General features: G+C 71.7%; 25 protein-coding genes. 15 read left to right on the plus strand and 10 right to left on the minus strand.

The features are described from left to right. Positions 1-5 precede the first annotated feature (5 nt). A complete protein-coding gene (locus tag H4W81_RS19805; RefSeq protein WP_192776177.1) occupies positions 6-704 on the plus strand; it encodes a glycoside hydrolase family 16 protein in 699 nt (232 codons plus the stop codon). Here H4W81_RS19805 and H4W81_RS19810 read toward each other — a convergent pair. Continuing rightward, complete coding sequence (locus H4W81_RS19810) at positions 688-1,731, minus strand: PucR family transcriptional regulator (RefSeq protein ID WP_192776178.1); 1,044 nt, start codon at positions 1,729-1,731, stop codon at positions 688-690. The genes H4W81_RS19805 and H4W81_RS19810 overlap by 17 nt on opposite strands. A gap of 76 nt (positions 1,732-1,807) precedes the next feature. Between H4W81_RS19810 and H4W81_RS19815 the strand changes: the two genes are divergently transcribed. From H4W81_RS19815 to H4W81_RS19825, 3 genes are all read left to right on the plus strand, one after another. Next, complete coding sequence (locus H4W81_RS19815; RefSeq protein ID WP_192776179.1) at positions 1,808-2,725, plus strand: proline dehydrogenase family protein; 918 nt, start codon at positions 1,808-1,810, stop codon at positions 2,723-2,725. A gap of 2 nt (positions 2,726-2,727) precedes the next feature. Continuing rightward, the gene (pruA, locus tag H4W81_RS19820) at positions 2,728-4,353 is read left to right on the plus strand and encodes an L-glutamate gamma-semialdehyde dehydrogenase (protein ID WP_192776180.1); all 1,626 of its coding nucleotides are present in this window, start codon (positions 2,728-2,730) and stop codon (positions 4,351-4,353) included. Positions 4,354-4,656: 303 nt separating this feature from the next. Continuing rightward, entirely contained in the window at positions 4,657-4,911 is a 255-nt protein-coding gene (locus H4W81_RS19825) for a hypothetical protein (RefSeq protein ID WP_192776181.1), read from the plus strand. A 170-nt stretch (positions 4,912-5,081) separates the two neighbouring features. Here the strand turns inward: H4W81_RS19825 and H4W81_RS19830 are convergent, their stop codons facing one another. Continuing rightward, positions 5,082-5,624 carry an MmcQ/YjbR family DNA-binding protein gene (locus H4W81_RS19830; protein ID WP_192776182.1) on the minus strand — a complete coding sequence of 181 codons (543 nt, stop codon included), beginning with the start codon at positions 5,622-5,624 and terminating at the stop codon, positions 5,082-5,084. 35 nt (positions 5,625-5,659) lie between these two features. On the opposite strand from H4W81_RS19830, the gene H4W81_RS48695 reads away from it, so the two are divergent. After that, positions 5,660-5,785: a hypothetical protein gene (locus H4W81_RS48695; RefSeq protein ID WP_264083176.1), complete on the plus strand. Its 126-nt coding sequence runs from the start codon at positions 5,660-5,662 to the stop codon at positions 5,783-5,785. A 39-nt stretch (positions 5,786-5,824) separates the two neighbouring features. Here the strand turns inward: H4W81_RS48695 and H4W81_RS19835 are convergent, their stop codons facing one another. Beyond that, a complete protein-coding gene (locus H4W81_RS19835; protein WP_192776183.1) occupies positions 5,825-6,319 on the minus strand; it encodes a MarR family winged helix-turn-helix transcriptional regulator in 495 nt (164 codons plus the stop codon). Positions 6,320-6,449: 130 nt separating this feature from the next. Here H4W81_RS19835 and H4W81_RS19840 point away from each other — a divergent pair, with 130 nt between their 5' ends. After that, the gene (locus tag H4W81_RS19840; protein WP_192776184.1) at positions 6,450-7,922 is read left to right on the plus strand and encodes an MFS transporter; all 1,473 of its coding nucleotides are present in this window, start codon (positions 6,450-6,452) and stop codon (positions 7,920-7,922) included. 67 nt (positions 7,923-7,989) lie between these two features. Continuing rightward, entirely contained in the window at positions 7,990-9,159 is a 1,170-nt protein-coding gene (locus H4W81_RS19845) for a cytochrome P450 (RefSeq protein ID WP_225958703.1), read from the plus strand. A gap of 181 nt (positions 9,160-9,340) precedes the next feature. Here H4W81_RS19845 and H4W81_RS19850 read toward each other — a convergent pair whose 3' ends face one another. Beyond that, positions 9,341-9,946 carry a TetR/AcrR family transcriptional regulator gene (locus H4W81_RS19850; protein WP_225958704.1) on the minus strand — a complete coding sequence of 202 codons (606 nt, stop codon included), beginning with the start codon at positions 9,944-9,946 and terminating at the stop codon, positions 9,341-9,343. Positions 9,947-10,029: 83 nt separating this feature from the next. Here H4W81_RS19850 and H4W81_RS19855 point away from each other — a divergent pair, with 83 nt between their 5' ends. Continuing rightward, positions 10,030-10,959 carry an oxidoreductase gene (locus H4W81_RS19855; protein ID WP_192776185.1) on the plus strand — a complete coding sequence of 310 codons (930 nt, stop codon included), beginning with the start codon at positions 10,030-10,032 and terminating at the stop codon, positions 10,957-10,959. On the opposite strand, the gene H4W81_RS19860 is transcribed toward H4W81_RS19855, so the two are convergent. Further along, a complete protein-coding gene (locus tag H4W81_RS19860) occupies positions 10,929-11,576 on the minus strand; it encodes an NADPH-dependent FMN reductase (RefSeq protein ID WP_192776186.1) in 648 nt (215 codons plus the stop codon). The two genes, H4W81_RS19855 and H4W81_RS19860, sit on opposite strands and share 31 nt — an antisense overlap. A gap of 18 nt (positions 11,577-11,594) precedes the next feature. After that, the gene (locus tag H4W81_RS19865; RefSeq protein WP_318781834.1) at positions 11,595-12,944 is read right to left on the minus strand and encodes an MDR family MFS transporter; all 1,350 of its coding nucleotides are present in this window, start codon (positions 12,942-12,944) and stop codon (positions 11,595-11,597) included. Between the two features lie 90 nt (positions 12,945-13,034). Between H4W81_RS19865 and H4W81_RS19870 the strand changes: the two genes are divergently transcribed. Then, a complete protein-coding gene (locus H4W81_RS19870; RefSeq protein ID WP_192776187.1) occupies positions 13,035-13,739 on the plus strand; it encodes a TetR/AcrR family transcriptional regulator in 705 nt (234 codons plus the stop codon). Positions 13,740-13,889: 150 nt separating this feature from the next. Here the strand turns inward: H4W81_RS19870 and H4W81_RS19875 are convergent, their stop codons facing one another. Continuing rightward, positions 13,890-14,447, minus strand: coding sequence for a helix-turn-helix domain-containing protein (locus H4W81_RS19875; RefSeq protein ID WP_192776188.1), 558 nt, complete (start codon positions 14,445-14,447; stop codon positions 13,890-13,892). A 63-nt stretch (positions 14,448-14,510) separates the two neighbouring features. Between H4W81_RS19875 and H4W81_RS19880 the strand changes: the two genes are divergently transcribed. From H4W81_RS19880 to H4W81_RS19890, 3 genes are all read left to right on the plus strand, one after another. Then, a complete protein-coding gene (locus tag H4W81_RS19880; protein WP_192776189.1) occupies positions 14,511-15,710 on the plus strand; it encodes an MFS transporter in 1,200 nt (399 codons plus the stop codon). Between the two features lie 5 nt (positions 15,711-15,715). Beyond that, the gene (locus H4W81_RS19885) at positions 15,716-16,477 is read left to right on the plus strand and encodes a hypothetical protein (protein WP_192776190.1); all 762 of its coding nucleotides are present in this window, start codon (positions 15,716-15,718) and stop codon (positions 16,475-16,477) included. A gap of 97 nt (positions 16,478-16,574) precedes the next feature. Further along, positions 16,575-17,384 carry a serine/threonine-protein kinase gene (locus tag H4W81_RS19890; RefSeq protein WP_192776191.1) on the plus strand — a complete coding sequence of 270 codons (810 nt, stop codon included), beginning with the start codon at positions 16,575-16,577 and terminating at the stop codon, positions 17,382-17,384. A gap of 7 nt (positions 17,385-17,391) precedes the next feature. On the opposite strand, the gene H4W81_RS19895 is transcribed toward H4W81_RS19890, so the two are convergent. Genes H4W81_RS19895 through H4W81_RS19905 form a run of 3 tightly spaced genes read right to left on the minus strand, consistent with a single transcriptional unit; the run spans position 17,392 to position 19,621 of the window. Next, positions 17,392-18,492: a DUF5685 family protein gene (locus H4W81_RS19895; protein ID WP_192776192.1), complete on the minus strand. Its 1,101-nt coding sequence runs from the start codon at positions 18,490-18,492 to the stop codon at positions 17,392-17,394. An 8-nt stretch (positions 18,493-18,500) separates the two neighbouring features. Beyond that, positions 18,501-19,241, minus strand: a complete 741-nt coding sequence (locus H4W81_RS19900) for a lysophospholipid acyltransferase family protein (RefSeq protein WP_192776193.1) — start codon at positions 19,239-19,241, stop codon at positions 18,501-18,503. A 29-nt stretch (positions 19,242-19,270) separates the two neighbouring features. Beyond that, on the minus strand, positions 19,271-19,621 hold the full coding sequence (locus H4W81_RS19905; protein ID WP_318781835.1) for a VOC family protein: 351 nt from the start codon (positions 19,619-19,621) through the stop codon (positions 19,271-19,273). Between the two features lie 52 nt (positions 19,622-19,673). Here H4W81_RS19905 and dhaK point away from each other — a divergent pair, with 52 nt between their 5' ends. The 3 genes from dhaK (at position 19,674) to dhaM (ending at position 21,821) form a co-directional block, all read left to right on the plus strand. Beyond that, positions 19,674-20,666 (plus strand): dihydroxyacetone kinase subunit DhaK, encoded by a 993-nt coding sequence (gene dhaK / locus H4W81_RS19910; RefSeq protein WP_192776194.1) that lies wholly within the window; start codon positions 19,674-19,676, stop codon positions 20,664-20,666. Then, on the plus strand, positions 20,667-21,281 hold the full coding sequence (gene dhaL, locus H4W81_RS19915; RefSeq protein WP_192776195.1) for a dihydroxyacetone kinase subunit DhaL: 615 nt from the start codon (positions 20,667-20,669) through the stop codon (positions 21,279-21,281). Positions 21,282-21,437: 156 nt separating this feature from the next. Further along, the gene (gene dhaM / locus H4W81_RS19920) at positions 21,438-21,821 is read left to right on the plus strand and encodes a dihydroxyacetone kinase phosphoryl donor subunit DhaM (RefSeq protein WP_318781836.1); all 384 of its coding nucleotides are present in this window, start codon (positions 21,438-21,440) and stop codon (positions 21,819-21,821) included. The last annotated feature ends 26 nt before the right edge of the window (positions 21,822-21,847 follow it).

Consider the following 21,847-nt stretch of genomic DNA (forward strand, 5'->3'; position numbering starts at 1 on the left):
GACGCATGTCGATTCCTGGTTATCTGGTGGCGGCGTCGCTCCTCGTGACGCCCGCCCCGTCAGGGCCCTTCCAACCGGTCTTCACCGAGAGCTTCGACTCGCTCGGCACCAGCAGGTGGATGGTCTACGACTCCCCCGGCGCCGAGACGAACCCGCGCACCGGCAAGGCCACCTCCGTCTCCGGCGGCGTGCTGCGGCTGAAGGGCGGCTTCTACGGCGGCAAGGATCTGTCCGGCGGCGTCGCGACGCGCATGTCGCAGCAGTACGGCAGGTGGGAGGTCAGGTTCAAGGCCGAGCGCGGCGCCGGCTACACGCCGGTGGCGCTGCTGTGGCCCGACCGGCAGAGCGACGGCGACTACGCCGAGATCGACTTCGCCGAGATCATCGACCCGAAGCGCCAGGGCGGCGGCATCTTCGTGCACGCCGGCCGGCAGCGGGCGCAGAAGCAGCTGCGCGCCGACTTCACCCAGTGGCGCACGGTGGCCGTCGACTGGCTGCCCGGACGGCTGACGTTCTGGCTCGACGGGGAGAAGGTCTGGGACTACACGGGCCCGCACGTGCCCGAGGGCCGCAAGATGGGCCTGGCCCTGCAGAACGACGTCGTCTGCAACGAGTGGTCGCCGTGCAGGAACGCCACCACGCCCGACACCGTGTCGATGTACGTCGACTGGGTGAAGGTCTACCGCTTCACGGGAGCAACCTGACCGCCTTCAGCCCGAGGTGGACGGCGAGCCGGTCGTCGCCGTCGGCCAGGTCGAGGCCGGTCAGGCGCTCGGCCTTGCCGAGGCGGTAGTAGAGGGTCTGGCGGTGGATGCCCAGCTCCGCCGCCGCCTTCTGGGCGTGGCCGCCGAGGTCGAGGTAGGTCTCCACGGTGTGCGCCAGCTCGCCGTCGAGCGGCGCGGTCTCCTCCGCCAGCTCGCGCAGGTCGGCCGTGCCGAGCCTGGCCAGCAGCCGGTGCACGCCGAGCTCGGCCCACCTGGCGACCGGGTGGAAGCGGGGGAAGTGCTCGGCGATGCGCAGCGCGTGCCGCGCCTCGCGCCAGCTCTGCCAGGCGTCGGCCGGGTCCTGCCGGGACGCGCCGAGGCCGGCCGCGGTGCCGTACATGCTCTGGAGGTTGCCGGCGATCTCGCCGGCGAGGTGCGCGGGGGCCAGCACGGCGACCGGCTGGCCGGCCCGGGCCAGCACGCCGCGCGGCAGAGTCCACAGCGCGGCCACCCGCTCGGCCGACTCCCTCACGGCAATCGCCGTCACGGGCCCGGCGAGGTCGAGCGCGGCCCCCGCCCGCTCCTCGGGGTCGGCCGACAGCAGCGCGGCCAGCTCCCTGCCGAGGTCGTGGCGGCTGCGCGCCTCCTGGGCCAGGAGCGAGGCGGCTCTGGCGATCAACGGGCGGATGCGCTCGAGCGCGGCGTCGGCCAGCTCGCCGAGCAGCCACAGGTAGCCGTAGGTCACCCCGGTGTGCCTGAGCGGCACGCACACCCTGGCCATGAGCGTCTCGCTGGCCGGGATGTGGACGGGCCCCTCGGCCCTGGCGATGCCGAACTGCTCGAAGTAGTCGCGCACCTCGCTGCTGGCGCGCCTGCGCAGGATGGACTCCTGGCGGACCGCGTCGATGTCGCCGTGCTGCGCGCCGTAGGCGAGCAGCCGAAAGGAGCGGTCCTCCAGCGTCGCGGAGACCCCGAGCAGACGGGCCGTCTCGTCGACGATTTCCTGTAGGTCATCGGTCTTGTGCATGTGTATGACAGCCTGCCACATCCCGCGTTACGGACGTCAATGGGCGCATCTTGAGCAGGGGTTTTAGCCTGTAAGCATGCTGGGTCAACTTCTCCTCGCCGGATCGCGGAGCAGCCTCGTGCGCCGCTCGGTGTCCGGGCTGCCGCTCACCAGAAAGGTCGTCGACCGGTTCGTCGCGGGCGAGTCCGTCGCCGAGGCGAGCGCGGCCGTCCAACGGCTGGTCGACGGCGGTCTGACCGTCACCATCGACCACCTGGGCGAGGAGACGCGCGACGCGGGCGCCGCCGCCGCGACCGCCAAGGCCTACATCACGCTGCTCGAGGAGCTGCGCCCCCTGGCGCTCGGCGCCCGCGCCGAGGTGTCGGTGAAGCTGTCGGCCGTCGGGCAGGAGCTCGGCGACTCCATGGCGCTCGACCACGCCCGCGAGATCTGCGAGGCCGCCGCGCTCAACGGCTCCATGGTCACCCTCGACATGGAGGACCACACCACGGTCGACTCCACGCTGGGCATCCTGCGCTCGCTGCGCGAGGACTTCCCCTCCACCGGCGTCGCGATCCAGTCCTACCTGTTCCGCAGCGAGGCCGACTGCCGTGACCTGGCCACCGCCGGCAGCAGGGTGCGCCTGGTCAAGGGCGCCTACCGCGAGCCCGCCTCGGTCGCCCACCAGTCCAAGGCCGAGGTGGACAAGGCCTACGTGCGATGCCTGCGGACCCTCATGGCGGGGAAGGGTTACCCCATGGTGGCCACGCACGACGACCGGCTCATCGCGATCACCGAGCTTCTCGCCGACCGCTTCTCGCGCTCGGTGGGCGACTACGAGTACCAGATGCTCTACGGCATCAGGACCGACAAGCAGGAAGCTCTCGCGGGCGCCGGCCACACCGTCCGCGTCTACGTGCCCTACGGCGACGACTGGTACGGCTACTTCATGCGACGTCTGGCCGAACGCCCCGCCAACGTCGCCTTCTTCCTTCGTGCCCTTGGGGGTAAGTGATCATGGATGCGATCAGCAACGTCCCGACCCCGGCCAACGAGCCGGTGTACGGCTACGCGCCGGGCAGCGCGGAGCGCACCACGCTGGAAAACAAGATCAAGGAACTGGCCGGGTCCTCCATCGACCTGACCATGACGATCGGCGGCGTGGAGAAGATGGGCGGCGGCGCGGCGATCAACGTCGTGCAGCCGCACAACAAGGCCGCCGTCCTGGGCCGTACCAACGACGCTACGGCTCAGGACGTGCGGGAGGCGATCTCCGCCGCGCTGGAGGCCGCTCCCGCGTGGCGCGCGCTCTCCTTCGACGAGCGGGCGGCGATCTTCCTCAAGGCCGCCGACCTGCTGGCCGGGCCGTGGCGAGCCACGCTGAACGCGGCCACGATGCTCGGGCAGTCCAAGTCGGCGTACCAGGCCGAGATCGACGCGGCCTGCGAGCTGATCGACTTCCTGCGCTTCAACGTCGCCTACGCGCGCCAGCTCTACTCCGACCAGCCGTCCTCCTCGCCCGGTGTGTGGAACCGCATGGAGTACCGCCCGCTCGAGGGCTTCGTGCTGGCGATCACGCCGTTCAACTTCACCGCCATCGCCGGCAACCTGCCCACCTCGGCGGCCCTCATGGGCAACGTCGTGGTGTGGAAGCCGTCGCCCACCCAGCAGTTCGCCGCGCACCACACGATGCGGCTGCTGGAGGCGGCGGGGCTGCCCCCTGGCGTCATCAACCTGGTCACCGGCAACGGGCAGGGGGTGTCGGAGGCGGCGCTGACGCACCCCGCGCTCGCCGGCATCCACTTCACCGGATCCACGGCGACCTTCCAGCACCTGTGGTCCACGGTCGGCGCCAACATCTCCCGCTACCACGGCTACCCGCGCCTGGTGGGCGAGACGGGCGGCAAGGACTTCATCCTGGCCCACCCGTCGGCCGACCCCGCGGTGCTCTCGACCGCGCTGATCCGCGGCGCCTTCGAGTACCAGGGCCAGAAGTGCTCGGCGGCCTCGCGCGCCTACATCCCGCGCTCCATCTGGTCGCAGATCAAGGACGACGTCGTCGCCACGGCCGAGTCGCTGACCGTGGGCGACGTGGCGGCCGACCTGTCGACCTTCATGGGCGCGGTCATCGACCCCCGGGCCTTCGCCAAGCACAAGGCGGCGATCGACAGGGCCTCCTCGCTCGACTCGCTGGAGCTGCTGACCGGCTCCTACGACGACAGCGCCGGGTACTTCGTGAAGCCGACCATCGTGACCTCGGACGACCCGACGGACGAGATCTTCGTCAAGGAGTACTTCGGGCCGATCCTCGGCGTCCACGTCTACGACGACTCGCGCTTCGACACGGTGCTCGACCAGATGGAGTCGGCCTCGCCGTACGCGCTGACCGGGTCGATCATCGCCCAGGACCGCTACGCGATCGCCTCGGCGTCGGAGCGGCTGCGGTTCGCCGCGGGCAACTTCTACATCAACGACAAGCCGACGGGGGCGGTCGTGGGCCAGCAGCCGTTCGGCGGCGCGCGGGCCTCGGGCACCAACGACAAGGCCGGCTCGATCTTCAACCTGATCCGCTGGGTGAACGCCCGCACGATCAAGGAGACCTTCGTCCCGCCGACCGACCACCGCTACCCGCACATGGGCTGACCTCCCTCGGACGGGATGGCAGCAGCCCGATGTGAAGATGATCGCGACGCCCCGGAAACTCCTCTTCGAGTTCCGGGGCGTCGGCGATGTGGCTCACAGCCGACGCATCGAGCCGGGACCGTAGGGCCGCCCGCAGCAGTCCGAGCTCAGAGACGACCTGTGCCTGCCTCATCAAGGCTGAGGGTGATCTTTCCTGTACGGCAGGCGCTAGGCTGTCCCGGCCTCCTGTAGATCACCCAGAAAGTCCCCCGATGCGGAAAGCGACGTTCTTCTGGTGGGCGGAGGACGGACGAGGCCGGCTTCGTGGGCACCCTGGAGCGCGAGTGGCCTGCCAGCGGGTACGGCCTCATGATCGCCTTTTATAACTACGACATGTACCAGTTGTCCGACTACGGCCGGCAGGACATCGCCAGCGCCCTGGAGAACAACCAGTCCGCCCGAGCGGGCGGAGCGATCTATGACGGCGCCGCGACCTTGAACCGCTCACGGGCCTGGTACAAGGCGGATGCCCTCGGCTCGGGCAACGACCGGGCCGACATCGCATACATCTACCCCTGATCCACCTGCCGCGTCTCGTCTCCGCCACTCCCTGGCACCCAGCACAAGGTGCCAGGGCTACACGGCTTTGCGGCGGCGACGGGGCAGCGAAGAAAGCGGTTGAACGCCAGACCGAGAAACCCTCGGCCGGCCAACTCCAGCCGAGCATCTCGCTGTGTGGAGGTCTTGCTTCAGGCCTTGAGCCGGCGTCCGGTTGCGCTGAGTGCCTCACTGAGAGTGCGCACGGCCTTGGGGCCGACTCCGTGCATTGCCAGCAGTTCGGCTTCAGTCAGTTCGGCGACCTGGGAGAGAGTGGCGCGGCCGGCGCTGATGAGTGCCTGCGTGGCGGGTCTTCCGATCGCCTTGGGCAGGTCACCGGCTTCACCGGGAACCGCGGCGTCCCCCGCGGTCACCTGCTCCGCGAGCCGCTTCGGAGCGCGGGCGAGCCAGGCGCGACGGACCCAGTGGTTGAGTTGCTGACCGTTGATGTGCCCGAGCGGGACGCGTACGCCGATCGGCGTCGAACCGCGGGTCAGCCGCTCAGCGGTCGGGTGCGCCGCGAGGACCTCGTCCGCCTCCTCCGCGGGGAGGTGGAGCTGCACATGGTTGTCCTTGCCGATCGAGGCGAACCGCTTGTCGCGCACAGTGAAGGCGACCATGCCGAACCGAATGGCCTGCTCGGCGGTCTCGGGGAGGGAAAGCGCGGTCTTGCGAAGCTGGGCGAGCGTCGTCATGAGTCACCTTGGCGTACCGGCTCAAGTCGGAATCCTTGAGCCGGGCAGTATACGACTTGTTCGTCCTCACGGTCGGCAGCCCCTGGATCGAGCTGCCCGCGGAGATGGCCGGCCGCCTCACCGCCGGTTGCCACGGCCTCCGGCAGCAGCGCTCGACGTGACACGACCCGCCGCCGAGACAGCCGCCAGTGATCGGCGGGCTACGGGCTCTCCTCCTCGCCGGGCGCGGACTGCAGGCGGTGGATCTCGGCGGTGGTGCTGCGCTCGGCGGTTCGCAGGAAGCGGAGGATGGCGCCGAGCTCCTCGTCGGAGAAGTCGCCGAGGTCGTCCAGGGTGCGGGCGATCAGTCCCGCGTAGGCGGCGCCGACCCTGTCCAGCCCGTACTCGGTGGGCTCGATGAGCACCCGCCTGCGGTCGCCGGGGTCGGCCACCCGCCGGACGCAGCCCGCGGCGACGAGCCGGTCGATCATGCGTGAGGCCGATCCGGTCGTGAGGTTCACGTGCTTGGCCAGCACGCTCGGCGTCGCCGGGCCGTGCCGGCCCAGCACGTGCAGGCACTGCACATCGGTGTCGGTGACGCCCAGCCGGCCGGCGACCACGCTGTTGAGCTGCACGACCAGGATCGCCCAGCCGGGCACGGCGTCTCTCGTGAGCTCGTCGAGCAGCGCTTCCCGCTCCGGGACCGGCTTCGTCATCGTGCGCCCACTCCATCCTCGATTGCTGCGTGACGCAGATAATTCATGCTACGTTTACTGCGCCGCGCAACTACTGCGCGACGCAATCATATTATGCCATCACCCCCGACATCGAGGAGTGCAGCGCAGCATGCCCACATCCACCCGCTCCAGCGGCGGCGGCCCAGCGACCTCCGCCCTCCTCTCCGGGCGTACGGCGGTCGTCGTTCTGGCCGTGATCCTCATCGCGGACTTCATGGAGCTCCTCGACGCCACGATCGTCAGCGTGGCGGCCCCGGCGATCGCCCAGGACCTCGGCGCCGGTGAAGCCGCACTCCAGTGGGTGCTGGCCGGGTACACGCTTGCCGTCGGAGCAGGCCTGATCACCGGCGGCCGCATCGGCGACCAGTTCGGCCGCCGCCGCGTGTTCCTGCTCGGGCTGGCCGCGTTCACGCTGGCCTCGGCCGGCTGCGGGCTGGCGCCGAACCCCGGTGTCCTGGTCGCCACGCGGGTCGTGCAGGGCCTGGCGGGCGGACTGATGATCCCGCAGGTGTTCGGCATCATCCGCGCCTCGTTCGAGCCCGCCGCTCGCGCGAAGGCGCTCGGCGCCTACGGCGCGGTCCTCGGACTGGCCTCGGTGGCCGGACCGCTGCTCGGTGGAGTCCTGGTCGAAGCCGACCTCTTCGGGCTGGGCTGGCGTGCGATCTTCTGGGTGAACGTGCCGATCGCGATCGTCGGACTGGTCCTGGGAGCCAGGTTCATGCCCGAGTCCCGCGTGCCGGGCGACACCCGGCTGGACCTGCCGGGCGCGGCCCTCGCCGCCGCCTCCGCGGTGCTCCTGCTCCTGCCCCTGGTGCAGGGACGCGACTGGGGCTGGCCCTGGTGGGGCTTCGTCATCCTCGCGCTCTTGGTCCCGGTGGCGGCCCTGTTCCTGGTCAGGCAGCGGCGGCTGGTCGCACGCGGCGAGCAGCCCATCCTCGATCCCGCCCTCCTCCGCGTGCGCGCCTTCGCCGGCGGCCTGTCCGCCTCCCTGCTGTTCTTCGGGGCGCTCGGCTCCTACTTCCTGCTGCTCTCCCTCTACCTCCAGCTCGGCACCGGACGCACCGCGCTGGAGACCGGCCTGGTGATCCTGCCCTATGCCATCGGCTCGATCATCACCTCAGGGATCGGCGTCCAGTTCGCCGACCGCGCCGGCCGCGCCCTCCTGATGTCCGGCGCCCTGGTCCTGGCCGCCTCCCAGGTCGTCCTGCTCCTGGTCGTCCGCGACGGCGCCGCGCCCTCGTACTGGACGCTGGCCGCGCCGCTGTTCCTCGGCGGCCTGGGCCTGGGGCTCACCGCCCCGTCCCTGATCAACGTCGTTCTCGCCGGCGTGCCCGCCAAGGACGCGGGCGCCGCGGGCGGTGTCCTCACCACCGTCACCCAGGTCGGCAACGCGCTCGGCGTCGCCGTCCTCGGCGTGGCGTTCTTCACCCGGTTGGCCGGCTCCTTCTCCGAAGGAGCCACCAGCCTCCTCGCGTACGGCGACGCCTTCGCCACGATCCTGCCCTGGCAGATCGCCTGCTACCTCGCCGCGGCGGCGCTCATGCTCCTGCTGCCCAGGCGCGCGAACGCGCCCCACGAGTGACCCCGAGCAAAGCCGCCCGGACCTGGCGACCGGACCCCGGTCGAGACCCGAACGACTCCGAGGAGACATGATGACCGACGCGCCCCAGGCCACCGTCGACCCGTTCGCCGTCACCACCCGCAAGGTCGGCGAGCCCCATCCCGCGCGTGCCGCCCTGCGCGCCGCGGGTCCCATCGTCCGGGCGCAGGCCCCGGCCGGCGGCCCGGTGTGGATCATCACCGATGACGCGCTGGCCAGGGAGGCCCTCGTCCATCCCCATATCGTGAAGGACCCGGCCTACGCGCCGGCGAGCTGGGACCCGCGGATCGCGGGTCTCGAACCGACCGCCGCCGCGCAGCCCTCGCTCACCACGCTCGACGGCCCGGCGCACACGCGACTGCGCCGGGCGCACGCCCCGCTCTTCACCGCCCGGCGGATGCGCGACTACTCCGCACGGATCACGACATTCGCCCGCGAACTCCTCACCGAACTCGCCGACGATGGAGACGGCACCGGGGGAACGGTCGATCTGATGGCCGACTTCACCACGCGCTTTCCCCTCACCGTGGTCTGCGACGTGCTCGGCGTCCCGCTCGACCGGGTCGACCAGGCCATCGCGGCCTGCCGGCGCATGTACAGCGCCGAACCCGAAGAGGTGGGCACGGCGATGGCCGCCTTCGCGGAGCTGGCCGCCGCCGCGCTGAGCGACGGCAGGGACGGCCTCGCCGTAGAGCTCCGCGCGCAGGTCCCCGACGAGATCACCGACTCACAGCTGCACTACCTGCTCTTCACTCTGATCTACGCCGGCCAGCTCACCACCGACCCGTCGCTCGGATTCCTGCTCGCGCGCGTCCTCGACGCCGACCGCCCGGCGGAGGAGAGCGCGACCGACGAGTTCGTCCGGGAGACGCTGCGCCTGCACGCGCCCGCGCCCTTCACCCTCTGGCGCTTCGCCTCCACCGACCTCGACCTCGCCGAGGTGCGGCTGCCCGCCCGTTCCCCGATCCTCATCGACATCCAGGGCATCAACACCGATCCCGGCCGCTCGATCGGGCCGGACCTCACCTTCGGCGCAGGTCCCCACTACTGCACCGGCGCTCACCTCGCCCAGCTCGAACTGCGCGCGGTCGTGGAGGTCCTCAGGACCGACTTCCCCGGCGCCCGCCTCGCCGTGCCGTACACCGAACTCCGGCAGACCGACCTCGGCGGCATCCAGGGGAACCGGTTGACCGCCCTCCCGGTGAGGCTGCGTCCCTAGCCCACCGTGCCGGTCCGGATCGCCGAGGAGCCGAACATCGAGGTCCGGCGCTGCGAGCGGCTCGGCTGGGACGTCTACATCGAGCGGGCGGGGCTCCGGCTGGTCGCGGCGGTGGTCACCGGCTGATCGCCGACTGACAGAGCCCCGCGTCGCGCGCGGCCGGCGAACCGGCCGCGCGCGGTCAGCGGCGCCGCAGCTCGCCGGCGCGCGCCGCCGCCAGGGTGACCCGCGCCGCCCGCTCGGCGGTGCTCTCGTCGACCGGTTCGCCGGTGACGAGCAGCCTGAAGTAGACCGGCGCGGCGAGGGCCTCGAGCAGCTCAGGGGGGTCGGTCCCCTCGGGCAGCTCGCCCCGCTCGACGGCCCGCGTGACCACCGGCTCCGCCCGCCTGAACCTGTCGTCGAAGACCTGCCGCCTGGCCTCGGCGATGCCGGGGACGTCGGCGGCGCCCGAGAACATCGCGGCCAGCAGCGCCCGCCCCGTCGGGCCCGTCATCATGCGCACCAGCGAGCGCGCGAGCTCGCCCAGGTCGCTCTCGACGGAGCCCGTGTCGGGGATCGGCACGTCCATGGCCGACAGATCGGCCAGCGCGTCGGCGACCAGGCTCTCCCTGTCCTTCCACCTGCGGTAGAGCGTCGTCTTGTGCACCCCGGCCCGCAGGGCGACGCCCTCGACGGTGAGCGCGGCGTAGCCCTTCTCCACCAGCTCGGCCAGCGTCGCGGCCTGGACGGCGGCGCGCACTTTCTCGCCGCGGCCGACCTGCCGGGAGCGGGGAGACTCAGAATCCATTGCAACTCCAAGTTGCGTTACACGATGACAGGATGCCACGATCAGACTATCGCAACTTGGAGTTGCAAAGAGAGGGGCACTTCATGACGCACATCCGCATCCCCGACCAGTCAGGCCGGATCGCCGTGGTGACCGGCGCCAACAGCGGCATCGGCTACGTCACGGCCCGCGAGCTGGCCCGCGCCGGCGCACACGTCGTGCTGGCCTGCCGGAGCCCCGAACGCGGGACGAGCGCGCTCGCCCGCCTCCTCGCCGAGACACCGGGCGCGCGGGCCGAGCTGCGCCGTCTCGACCTGTCCAGCCTCGGGTCCGTCCGCGCGTTCGCCGCCGGATGGGATCTCGGCGCGCTCGACCTGCTGATCAACAACGCGGGCGTGGCGATGGTCCCGTTCGCCAGGACCGCCGACGGCTTCGAGACGCACTTCGGCGTCAACCACCTCGGGACGTTCGCGCTGACCGGACTGCTGCTGCCGTGCCTCCTGGCCGCGTGCGAGCCCCGGGTGGTCACGGTCAGCAGCGAGGGCCAGCGCTTCGCCAGGTTCGACCTGACCAACCTCAACGCCGAGCGCCGCTACCGCGCGCCCTTCGCCTATGTGCAGTCGAAGCGGGCCAACCTCTACTTCGCGGTCGAGCTGCAGCGCCGGATGACGGCGGCGGGCCTGCCCCTGCGCAGCATGGCCGTCGCGCCCGGACTCACCAGGACCAACGTGCTCACCGGGGGCGCCAACACCGGGCGCGGCCGGCTGTACCAGGGGCTCATGCGGCTGCTCGTCCGGCTGGCCTTCCAGCCCACCGAGGGCGGTGCGCGGACCTCGCTCCACGCGGCGACGGTCGCCGGCCTGCCGGGCGGCAGCTACATCGCCCCCGACGGCCTGCTGGAAATGAGGGGCGCGCCCACGTCCCGTCAGGGGCACCGGGCCATCCACGACGCCGTCACCGCGCGCCGCCTGTGGGAGCTGTCGGAGCGGCTCACCGGGGTCCGCTACGAGTCGCCGACGGACGCGGCGGCGTAGTCCACCAAAGCCCCCGAGTCCACCGAGGCCCCCAAGTCCCCCGAGTTTCCCGACTCCCCCGAGGTCCGCAGGCTTCTCATGGCGCCGGCCCAGGCGACGAGCTGGTCCAGCATGGCCACGACCGCGTCCTCCTGGTGCGCGGCCGGCCGGAAGACGCTGAAGTCCTCGAAGTCGGCGGCCAGCGACAGCGAGACCTGGGCGCGCACGTCGGCGACCTCGAGCTCGCCCATGATCAGGCGCAGGTGCTCGACCGCCCTGACGCCGCCGGCGCTGCCGTAGCTCACGAACGCGGCGGCCTTGGTGTTCCACTCGGCGTACAGGAAGTCGATCGCGTTCTTCAGCGCCCCCGAGATCGAGTGGTTGTACTCCGGCGTGACGAACACGAAGGCGTCGAAGGAGGCGATCGTCTCGGCCCACGCCCTGGTGTGCGCGTGCTCGTACCTGCCCATGGCGGGCGGCATCGGCTCGTCCAGGTACGGCAGGCCGATCTCCTTGAGATCCACGATCTCGAACTCGGCGTCGCCGCGCTTGACGGCGAGATCGTGGACCCAGCGGGCCACGGCTTCCCCGTTGCGTCCAGGACGCGTGCTTCCGATGATGACGGCCACTCTGATCACAGTTCCCTCTTTTCGATATCAGGAGGGACGGCCCGGCAGGGCCACCGCGGCGGCCAGGCCCACCGCGGTGAGGACGAGCATCCAGGTGAGGGCGGGGGTGAAGCCGCTCTGGAGGAGGACGGCCATCAGCGCCGTGCCGGTGGCGGCGCCGACGCGCTGGACGACGTTGCCGGCACTGGTGGCGTCGGGGATCTGCGCCGGCCGGAGCGTCCGGTAGAGCGCGATGCTGACGGGCAGGCTGGCGACGCCGAACCCGACGCCCCTGACCAGCAGCGCCGCGCCAAGCAGGACCGGGTCACTGCCGGCCGTGGCGAAGGCGAACGGGATCGTGCCGGCGACGGCCACCGCCATCCCGGCGAGCGCGAGCGGCCTGGTGGGCATGCGGTCGGCGTACCGGCCCACCAGCAGGAACGCCAGGCCGAGGCCGACGCTCTGCGGGGCGAGCGCGAGCCCCGCGTCGAACGCCGACAGGCCGCGAAGCTGCTGGTAGTACAGCGGCAGCAGGAACATCGGCCCCCACGTCGTGACGCCGAGGACGAACATCATCAGCGTCCCGCCCCTGAAGGAGCGGTCGGCGAACAGCCGCAGGTCGAGCAGGCTCGGCCCGCTGCGGCGCAGCGACCTGGCGACGAAGACGGCCAGCAGCGCCGCTCCCCCGGCCCCCACCAACGGCGGCAGGCCGATCCCCTCGCCGGTCTCGAAGCCGGTCAGCGCGTAGAGCAGCGCGACCACCCCCGACGGAAGGAGGATCAGGCCCACGACGTCGAGGCCTCGGCCGGAGCGCTCCTCGTCACGGGGGAACCAGCGGCAGGTCATGACCATCGAGACGACGACGATCGGCACGTTGACGAAGAAGACCCAGCGCCAGCCCCAGCCGTCGATCAGCAGGCCGCCCAGGATCGGCCCCGAGATCGGGGCGAGCTGGCCGACGAGCCCGACGACGCCCATGACCCTGCCCAGGCGGTCGGGTCCGGCGGCCCTGGCCAGCGTGAGCTGGGTCAACGGCAGGATCATGCCGCCGCCCAGCCCCTGCAGCACCCTGAACCCGACAAGGGAGCCCGCCGACCAGGCGGCCCCCGACAGCACGGAGCCGAGCAGGAACAGGGCGAGCGCCACCAGCCACATGGCGCGCACCCCGAACCGGCCCACCGACCAGCCCACCACCGGGATGACCGCGGTCATCGCCAGCACGTACGACGTGGTGACCCACTGGATCACCGTCACCGGCGCGGCCAGGTCGCCGCCGAGCTCGTCGAGCGCCACCGCGACGATCGTGGTGTCGAGCAGCGCCGCCATCGCGCCCACCAGCAACGTCGTGGCCAGCGGCACGATGTTCGAATCCGCCCGGGCGGAAGTGTCAGCGCGCACAGCGGCCCCCCTCAAACCGGAGCGAAATGCTCCGCAACGCGCTCACCATACAGCGGAGCGATTCGCTCCGCAATTGGTAGGATGAGCGGCATGACCGCATCCAGGCAGCGCGGCAGGCGGCAGGCCGAGGCCGAACGCAACGACCGCGCCCTTCTCCAGGCCGCTCGCGAGGTGCTCGCCGCAGACGGCGCGCACGCCTCGGTCGCCTCGATCGCCGCCAGGGCCGGGGTCGGGATCGGCAGCCTCTACCGCCGCTACCGCACCAAGGAGGAGCTCTTCCAGCGGCTGTCGGCGCTCTCCCTCGAGCACTGGATCGAGGCGGCCGAGCGCGCCCTCGCCGACGACGATCCGTGGCGCGGGCTGAGCGGCTTCGTCACGGCCTGCGTGGAGTTCGGCCAGGGGACGCTGGCGCCCGTCGCCGGCACCATCGAGGTCACCGAGCAGATGCGGGCGAGCAGCGCCAGGGGCGACGACTTGCTGGCCGCGCTGGTCGCCCGCGGCCACGAGGCCGGCGTGCTGAGGGCGGACGTCACCGCCGTCGACGTCTCACTGCTGATCGAGCAGCTCGGCTGCTCACCGCTGCTCGACCAGCTCCGCAAGCAGGGCCGCGACGACCTCCTCGGGGCGGCCGAAGAGGCTCGCGCGCGCCTCGTCCGCATCGCCGTGGACGGCCTGCGCGCCGTCCACACCGAGCCCCTGCCCGGCCGCCCGCCCGGCGCCGGGCTCTTCACCGAACGCTGGGCCCGCCCCGCCGAGCCGGCCACCGGCGACGGGGGCGGCGGCGCGGGCCGATGATGACCGGTCCGGCCTGGCTGGAGCCGGTCCCCGCCGCGGCGGGCCCGGCCTGATCCTGGGGTTCGGCGCCATCCCCACCGAACGGCTCGACGAGGCCCTGACCCGGCTGCGCCACTGCCTGGCCGAGGTCCTGGGCGGAGAGCGGCCGTGCTAGTCCTCGAAGTCGCGCCGTAGCGGGAAGGCGTCGAACTGGATCACGACGTGCTCGCCGTCCTCGTCGTCGTCCAGCGCGTCGATCAGCTCCTGCACCCGCCTGCCCAGCTCGGCCAGGTGCGCGCGGTTGAGCCGCAGCGACCGCCTGGTGTGGGTGCTCGCCTCGATCCAGTCGCGGGATACTTCGCGCGACAGCTCGATCCAGCGGAGCAGGTCGGTGTGGCGCTGGCGGACGATGCCCGCCATGAGCACCTCCGCTGCCTCCGCCGTTTCGGGATCCTTCCTGAACTTGTCGGTGTCGGTGCTGAAGCCCGCGGCGCGCCACCACCGCTCCTTGCCCTTCGCCTTCTCCGGCACCTCGACGATGAGCCCGTGCTTGGCCAGCTGCCGCAGGTGGTAGCTGGTCACACCGGTGTTCTCGTCGATCCGCGCGGCCAGCATCGTCGCGGTCGCCGCGCCGTACTCCTCCAGCAGTTCGTACATCCGCATGCGCACCGGATGCGTGAACGCCTTCAGCGCCTGCGCGTCGAGTTCCCTCGTGGTCTTGCGTTCCACAGTGTGCAGCCTTATCTTTGCAAAGAAATCTATGCACAACTTCCTATGCAAAGAGGATAGACCGTGGGCCGCTCCTTCCGATACCTGCTCGCCGCCACCACCTCCTCCAACCTCGCCGACGGCATGCTGTTGACAGGAGCGCCGCTGCTGGCCATCACCCTGACCCGCGACCCCACGCTGGTCTCGCTGGTGGGCGTCGCCACCACGCTGCCGTGGCTGCTGCTGGCGCTGCACGCGGGAGCGGTCGCCGACCGGGCCGACCGCCGCCGGATCATGGTGATCACCTCCTTCGTCCGCGCCGCGGCCCTGGCCGCCACGGCCGCCGCCGTGGCCATGGACGTGCTGAGCCTGCCGGTGCTGCTGGCGATCCTGCTCGTGGCGGGGGCGTGCGAGGTCTTCAACGACACCTCGGCGCAGAGCGTCCTGCCGATGACCGTCGGGAAGGAGTCGCTCGGCCGAGCCAACGGGCGCATCGTGGCGGTGCAGACGATCGGCAACAGCTTCGTCGGAGGCCCGGTGGCCGCGCTCCTGGTGGGCGTCGCGCCGATGGCCGTGTTCGGCGCGCCCGCGCTGCTCTACACCGCCGCCGGGCTGCTCCTGCTGGGCATGCGCGGCGCCTTCGCCCCGGCGAAGGTCTCCACCGCGCCGCTGCGCGCCGACATCGCCACCGGCCTGCGGTACCTGGTGCGCCACCGGCCGGTCCGCGACCTCGCCATCGGGGCCGGCGTGATGAACATGTGCAGTTCGGCCTACTTCGCGGTGTTCGTGCTGTGGGCGGTGGGCGAGGGTTCGGCGATCGGCATGACCACCGGCCAGTACGGCGTCGTGATGGCGGTCCTGGCGGTCGGCGCCATCGCGGGCTCGCTGCTGGCGAACCGGCTGACGGTCGTGTTCGGCGAGGGCAGGACGCTCGTCACGCTCTGGACGGTCAACAGCCTGATGCTCCTGCTGCCGGTCGTGTCCCCCACCCTCCCCGCCGTCTACGTCACGGGCGCGCTGCTCGGCGCCACCAGCGCGGCGGGCAACGTGCTGGTCGTCTCGCTGCGCCAGCGCATCATCCCCGAGGAACTGCTCGGCCGCGTCAACTCCGCCTACCGGCTCATCGGGATGGGCGGCCAGCCGCTGGGCGCGGCGCTCGGCGGCGTGGTCGGCGGCCTGGCGGGGCTGCCCGTGGTCTTCGTCGGCGCCGTCGCGATGTGCCTGGCGGTCATGCCCCTTGTCGCGAGGGCCCTTGCCCACAAGGCGGTACCTGTGGCTGTCTGATTGACATGGCCGAGCGAACCCGCTTACTGAAGTCAGGCGAGTCGATGAACCCGGGCGACCGGCTCCTGTCGCGCAAGACCGCGCAGGGCTGGCGGGAGTTCAAGCTGGAGTATCAGAAGGACGGCAACGTCGTCCTGTACGACCAGGGCACGCTGCCCAGCGACAAGAACGGCACGCCGCTGTGGGCCACCGACCACTGGGTGCCGGGCGGGAAGCTCAGCATGGACCGCAAGCGCTCCCTGCGCGTCGCCAACACCCAGGGCGTCGTCTGGCCCGAGCCCGCCTTCCGCCATCCCGAGGGCTCCAGCCTGGTCCTGCACGACGACGGCAACCTCGTCGTCTACGGCCCCGACGGCCGGCCCGTCTGGTCGCCCTGCACGGGCACCGAGATCAGGCAGGCCTCCTACAACCGCATCAGGAGCTTCGAGTCCATCGAGCACGGCTTCCCGATCCGCTCGCCCAACGGCGCCCACACCCTGGAGCTCACCGACAAGGGCGTGCTGACCCTCTCGGAGAAGGGCGTGCCCCGGCGCAGGGCCAGGATGACCTCCCCGCAGCCCGGCAGCGTCTGCGTGCTCCAGCCCGAGGGCGCGCTGGTGGTCTACCGCGCCGCCCGTGACCGCAGACGCCACCTGATCTCCTTCAGATCCGGTATGGCAAGCGGCCAGGGAAGCGAGCTGATCCTGCGCGACGACGGCAACGCCGTCCTCCTCGACGCGTCAGGGAAAGTGATCTGGGACTCCGACTCGGCCTTTACCCCGCTCTGACCTGCGTCCTCATAAACCACCTCATATCTAGATCAGCCGAGGCGGCATATCCTTCGCGATCATTTGACATGATTACCCCTAGCGACGAGGGGACAGCATGCGGGAGATCGGCGGACGGTACCGGCTGGGCGAGCAGGCCGGCCGGGGCGGCATGGGCGTGGTATGGCGCGCGTTCGACCAGTTGCTCCACCGCGAGGTGGCGTTGAAGGAGCTGACGCTGGTCGGCGAGGCCGAGGCGGTGCGCAGGCGCGTGCTGCGCGAGGCCAGGCTGGCGGCCAGGCTGACCCATCCCAGCATCGTCACCGTCCACGACCTGGTCGAGGAGCAGGGGCGGCTCTGGATCGTCATGGAGTATCTCGAGGGCCTGTCCCTGCACGACCTGCTCTCCCAGGTCGGCACCCTTCCCGACACCTCGGTCGCGGGGCTCGGCCGCCACCTGTTGAGCGCCCTGCGCCACGCCCACAAGTCGGGCGTGCTGCACCGCGACGTCAAGCCGGCCAACGTGATGCTGACCGGCGACAGGGTCGTGCTGACCGACTTCGGCATCGCCACCGCCGAGGCGGACCTGACCTCCAGCCGCTCGGGCGGCCTGCGCGGCACCCCCGCCTTCATGGCGCCCGAACGGCTCTCGGGGGGCATCGCCACCAAGGAGGGCGACATGTGGTCCTTCGGCGCGACGCTCTACAGCGCGGTCGAGGGGCGGCCGCCGTACCCCGGCAAGGACGCCGCGAGCGTGCTCGAGCTGTATCGCCAGGCCGGCTTCCCCCGGCCGCGCAGAGCGGGGATGCTGCGCCCGATCATCGAGGGGCTGCTGCACCACGACCCCGCCCGCCGTCCCACGCCGCAGCAGGTGGCGGGGATGCTGGCCAGCGTCCGCCCGGCCGGCACCTACCAGGAAGCCATCTGAGGCCCGGCTAGCAATCGCACCCGCAGCCGTCGCAGCAACCGCCCTCACCGCAGCAGGAGCAGCATTCACCGCAATTGCCGCAGTTGCCGCAGGCGTCGCAGCCGCTGCAGTCGAACCGCGAACAGCAGCTCTTGTCGTGCTCCTCGTCCCACGCGGGCCGGTACAGGCCGCAGGTGCAGCAGGTCAGCGACGCGCACGCCAGCGACAGGAGCCCTCCGGGGTCGGGCGGCCGCCGCTTGGTGCGCTCCGGAGTACCGGGTTCGGCCTCCGCGAAGGCGCGGGTGACGGCGTGGGCGAGCTCTCGCACCAGCAGCGCCCTGGTCAGGCCGCGCCGCTCCAGGTCCAGTTCGTCCACGGCCAGGCGTAACCCGAGAAGCGCGTCGTCGCAGTGGCGCCTGGCGGTCACGAGATCGGCGCCGGTGGCGAGGAGGGGGTTGTAGGCGCCCGCCGCGCGGTCGCGGGAAAGGTCCTCCACCGCGTCGAGCAGGTGGGCCAGCCGGCCGAAGAAGCGGCCCACCTCCTCCAGCGTCCGCCTGTTGTGCGGCTTGCCCGCCAGGGTCGCGGTGTGCCCGAACGCGGCGGCGACCGCCTCCTCGGTGGGCGCGGTCAGCTCGAGCAGCCCCAGGCCCGGCAGGCGCTCCAGCCTGGCCTGCTCCGCCACCGCGCGGGTGAGCGGCTCGGGGTCGAAGCCGAGCGCCGCCGCCGTCCGGCTGCCCGCCAGGGACCAGCGGGCGGCCACGCGCTCGGCGGCCGCCGCGACCAGGCGGCGGCGGTAGAGGCCGTCGCCGTCGGCGATGTGGTCGCGCGCCTTGCCCGCGGCCAGGACCAGCGAGACCGACGCGGCCAGCCGTACGCCCTGGTCCTCGACGATGTCGGCGCTCCTGAAACCGCGCAGCGCGCACGGGGCGGCGCGCCGGCGGGGCGCGGCGGCCGGGGTCTGCGCCTCGGTCAGGACCGAGACCAGCAGCCCGTCGTAGTTGGTGACCAGCCGAGCGGCGTGACCGTGCTCGTCGCGCAGTGCGAGGCAGAGGCCGCACAGGTGCGCCATCCACTGACTGAACAGCCCGCCGCACAGCGCGTGGCGGCACGGGCGGACGATCCCGAACACCGGCGCTCCTACTCCTTACGGCGCTCTGCCTCGGCGGCGTCCATGGCGGCGGCCTCCTCGGGCGTGGGCGCGGTGCCGCCGAGATGCGCCGGCTGCCACCAGACGCCGGGCGGGATCTCGGGGTAGGTCCGCTGCGCCCGGTCGAGCAGGCCGGACATCCTGGTGTGCAGCTCCGTGGTCAGCTCGGTCATGTCGTCGCCGCGCTTGGGATACATCGGCTCGCCCACCAGGATCGTGATCGGCACGTGCCGCTGGGTGAGCTGCTTGGGCCTGCCCTTGGTCCACAGTCGCTGGCTGCCCCACAGGGCCATGGGGATCATCGGCACCTTGGTGGCCTGCGCCATGCGGATGGCGCCGTTCTTGATGTCCTTGACCGTGAACGACCTGCTGATCGTCGCCTCGGCGAAGACGCCGACGATCTCGCCCGCCTTCAGCATGCGCAGGGCGGTGGCGTAGGAGCCGGCCCCGGCGCCCCGGTCGACGGGGATGTGGTGCATGCCGCGCATGAGCGGCCCCGAGATCCGGTGCTTGAAGACCTCCTCCTTCGCCATGAAGCGCACCAGCCGCTTGGACGGCAGCGCGCCGAGGCCGGCGAAGATGAAGTCGAGATAGCTGATGTGGTTACTGACCAGCACCGCTCCGCCTGAGCGCGGGATGTGCTCGGTCCCCTCCAGGTGGAAGCGGTAGTCCATGATCCGGAAGAGGGCCCGCGCGGTGGCGATCACCGGTGGGTACACGATCTCAGCCATGAGCAGAAGGTAACGCACTCATCGAGCGCTCAGCACAGGCAGAACTCGTTGCCCTCGGGATCGGCCATGACCACGTGATGATCGTCGAAGACGGCCACCCGGGTGGCCCCCGCGGCGACGAGCCGCTCGGCCTCGGCGGTGACCCTGGCCCACCGCTCCTCGCCCACCGCGCCCCTGGAGACCCTGACGTCGAGGTGCAGCCGGATTCCCCGCGCCCTGACGGCCGTGGGCGTGGTCGTTGGAAGTGTCAGAGCGGAAGAGACGTCCGCATGTCTGGACAATTCCCAGAACTCCAGGTCAGGATTGCGGTCAACGGGCGCTTCCGCGCGCATGAGGGCGTAGACAGGAAAGGGGCCGGCGTCGTACGGGCTGTCATCCACGCCTGTACCCCAGATCGCTTGTTCCCTTCAGAAAACGGGCAGGAGCATGCGCATGAAGAAGCTCATCAACGACGCCGGTTCCGTGGTCGCGGATGCGCTGACGGGTCTGGCCGCGGCGCATCCCGCGCTGCGCGTGGACGTGGAGGCGGGAGTCGTCTGGCGCGCGGACGCGCCACGCGCGGGCAAGGTGGCGCTGGTGTCGGGCGGCGGCTCGGGGCACGAGCCGCTGCACGCTGGTTTCGTCGGGTACGGCATGCTCGACGCGGCCTGCCCCGGAGAGATCTTCACCTCGCCCGTCCCCGACCAGGTCGTGGCGGCGACCGAGCGGGTCGACGGCGGCGCGGGCGTGCTCCACGTCATCAAGAACTACACCGGCGACGTCATGAACTTCGAGCTGGCCGCCGAGCTCTGCGCCGAGCAGGGCGTGGCGGTGGCGAGCGTGCTCGTCGACGACGACGTGGCCGTCCAGGACTCCCTCTACACCGCGGGACGCAGGGGCACGGGCGCGACGCTGTTCGTGGAGAAGATCGCGGGGGCGCTGGCCGAGGCCGGCGCGCCGCTGGCGGAGGCGACCAGGATGGCGGGGGCGGTTGCCGCGCGCAGCCGTTCGTTCGGCATCGCGCTGACCTCCTGCACCGTCCCGGCCGCCGGCAAGCCCACGTTCGACCTGCCCGAGACGGAGGTCGAACTGGGCATCGGCATCCACGGCGAGCCGGGCCGCAGCCGCGCGCCCCTCGCCTCCGCCCGCGACCTGGCGGCCGTCGCCATGGACGCCGTCCACGGGGACCTGCCGCTGGCCGGCGACCTGCTGGTCATGGTGAACGGCATGGGCGGCACCCCGCTGATCGAGCTCTACGTCGCCTTCGCCGAGGTCGAGGCGTACATCAGGGGGAAGGGAGCGCGCGTGGCCAGATCCCTGGTCGGCAACTACGTCACGAGCCTGGACATGCAGGGCTTCTCGATCACCGTGTGCCAGCTGGACGAGGAGCTCACCGACCTCTGGGACGCGCCCGTGCAGACCCCCTCGCTGCGCTGGGGGCGGTGAATGGACGTCACCTTCTTCACCGCCTGGATCCAGGAGATCATCCGCGTGCTGGCGATCAACCGCGACCGGCTGACCAGGCTCGACGCCGCGATCGGTGACGCCGACCACGGCACGAACCTCGACCGCGGCTTCACCTCGGTGCGTCAGGCCATGTCCGACACCCCGCCCGACACCCCCGGTCAGCTCCTCACGCTGGTGGGCAACACGCTGATCCGCAGGGTGGGCGGCGCGTCGGGCCCGCTGTACGGCTCGCTGTTCCGGCAGCTCGGCAAGTCGCTCGGCGACGCGCAGGAGGTGTCGCTCGACGACCTGGCCGCGGCCTTCGCCACGGCACTGGAGTCGGTGACCCGCCTGGGCAAGGCCGCCGAGGGGGACAAGACGATGGTCGACGCGCTCGCGCCCGCGGCCCGAGCGTTGTGCTCGGCGGCCCGCGACGGGCTCAAGCCGGGTGAGGCGCTCGACCGGGCGGCGGCCGCGGCGGCGGAGGGCGCGGAGGCGACGATCCCGCTGCAGGCGCGCAAGGGCCGGGCCAGCTATCTCGGACCGCGCAGCGTCGGGCACGAGGACCCGGGCGCCGCCTCGTCCGCCCTCATCGTGTCGGCCATGCACCCATGAACGCTCGCCCGCAGCGGGCACATCCAGACCGAGCGCAACCCCCCGCGAACGCATCCAAAGAGCGCGCGTTCCTAGCGGGCGCGTTCCAAGGGTGCGCGTCATGAGGGAGCGCTTCCCGAGGGGGCGCTGGCCAGAGCGAGCACAGAGGGAGCGGGCGTGAGTGGTGTGGTGGGGGTCGTGCTGGTGTCGCACAGTGCCGCTCTGGCGGGTGAGGCGGCCCGTCTCGCCCGCGAGATCGCCGGAACAGGGGCCAGGGTGGCCGCGGCCGGCGGCACCGAGGACGGCGCGCTCGGCACCAGCGCCGACCTCATCGAGCGCGCGATCGCCGAGGTCGACCAGGGCGAGGGCGTGATCCTCATCCCCGACCTCGGCAGCTCGGTGCTGACCGCCAGGCTCCTCGAGGAACCCGGCAAGGTGGTCCTGGCCGACGTGCCGTTCGTCGAGGGCGCCGTCGCGGCCGCCGTCTCGGCAGCCGCGGGCGCCCCGCTGGCGCAGGTGCTGTCCGCGGCCGAGGACGCCCGCACCTACCGCAAGCTGTGACCAGCGGCCGAGAACGCCCGCGTACC

The organism is Nonomuraea africana (genome assembly GCF_014873535.1).
Taxonomy (GTDB): Bacteria; Actinomycetota; Actinomycetes; order Streptosporangiales; family Streptosporangiaceae; genus Nonomuraea; species Nonomuraea africana.